This window comes from Endozoicomonas sp. ONNA1, assembly GCF_024606325.1.
Lineage (GTDB): Bacteria > Pseudomonadota > Gammaproteobacteria > Pseudomonadales > Endozoicomonadaceae > Endozoicomonas_A.
The window spans coordinates 1-1642 of sequence record NZ_JAHHPN010000347.1; the positions used below are offsets into that span (position 1 = coordinate 1).

Consider the following 1642-nt stretch of genomic DNA (forward strand, 5'->3'; position numbering starts at 1 on the left):
TTGCCAAGGCACTGGATCACCCGCTCCGGTCCCGGACGGCGGTAATAATGCTGCAAGACCTTCAGGATGGTTTTTTCGTTGTCGCCGACATGATCAGGCATGACCGGCGGTTTGCTGAACGCGTCCACCATAAACTGAAATGCCGTTGGTGTCTCGGCTGCCGATGGTGTCGTCTGGTCGCGGGAATTCTCCAGACCGAGAGTTTTTTTCAGATCATCAATTTCCAGATGGGCCATTTGGACATGTTTTGGCCAATTCTGGTAGAAAGTATACGTTTCCCGTTGCTCCCACAGTTTTTCAAACCATTCGATATATTCAGCCGGGGAAAAATCACGAATAACTTTATTACTGCGAGGGTAATGCCATTCCAGATTGGCTTTAAGTCTATCCAGAAGGTCTTTGTTCGGGGAAGCCCCGTAATGAAACAGGGCCAATAAGTGAGACTGGATATGTTCAAGGGTTGGATGCAGCAGACTCGTTACATAAAGTGATGCCTCTGTCAAACGCGTCTGCCGTTGCTGTGGACTGATGCCCCTGCAGATTCGGTCAAATTCAACGACGTTTCCCGAACAACCAGTTAAAGGTAACCGCTTGAGATGTTGCAGGGTAAGGCTCTCAAAGGGAGCATAGGCAGCCACCATACAATTGAATATGCCCGCTGGCACTACAGAGTCATAACAATCTTTCATACATTTGATATGTCTCATGCCCCATTTAGTGGGCCTTGCCCCGCTCTGCAAAAGGAGCTGAAATAATCGGTAAGCTTCTTCCTCCCACTTTTGCTGCTGAGTCGGGGTTGCCGGTTCCGGGAACCCCATATTGTGTCTAACTATTTCAGTATTGAGGAGAATATCAGGCAAAGACTTAACCATCAGATTATGAAAAAAACGCTGGTCAATGGGCAATCCACTTCGTTTTAATTCCATAAGCCTATCGGAGCTATAACAATCGGGATCACTCACCAGCTTGATAGCCTGTTGCAATTTGTGCATCACATCCGGTGGGTCGGTTAATTCCGAACTCAGTGTCTCTGCCCGCAAAGTGATTGGCAGCAGATTCAACATGGCTCTGAAATTGTTCGGGTCAATGCTCTGTGAGGACGTGAAATCATCCAGAGAGTGCTCATTGCCGGCCAGGTGGATACTGTCCAGCTCATCATCAAAACAGACCTGTACAGAACCTGTGTGATGACAATAAACGACCAGAGGCAGAGGTTTAAGCTTTAATTCCTTTTCACACTGGCGTTTGGACTCCAGGATATCGGCAATATTTGCCTGTGCATCGTTGTAAACGCAAAAGCATTGGATGTCTTCCTTGCTATAGCGGGTGAGCACCAGTTCCGGGTAACGTTCCAGGGGAAGATCGAAGAGTTTAAGTTTTGGTAGACTGAACGATCCGTCCGCTCTCAGATGTCCTGAGGTGAAACGAGGATAAACTCCCCAGATAACGATATTGGAACGTCCAAGAAGTCCATCGTGCAATGATTGCAGGTCAGGCAGAAGTTTTGCCTGCAGTTTATCCGCATCTGCACCTCTTTTCATACGCCAGCTGTGGGCATCACGTTTGTAGACGTACAGGCATTGGGGATTAACAGTGCCTACCATCCACTTACCGCAGAGTTCTGTCACGGGCTCAGTGGGCA

General features: G+C 48.2%; 1 protein-coding gene. It reads right to left on the reverse strand.

The window, feature by feature from the left end:
- Positions 1-1628: hypothetical protein (locus KDK19_RS07840; protein ID WP_257291690.1), on the reverse strand; the 1628-nt coding region annotated here is incomplete at its 3' end.
- Positions 1629-1642 lie beyond the last annotated feature (14 nt).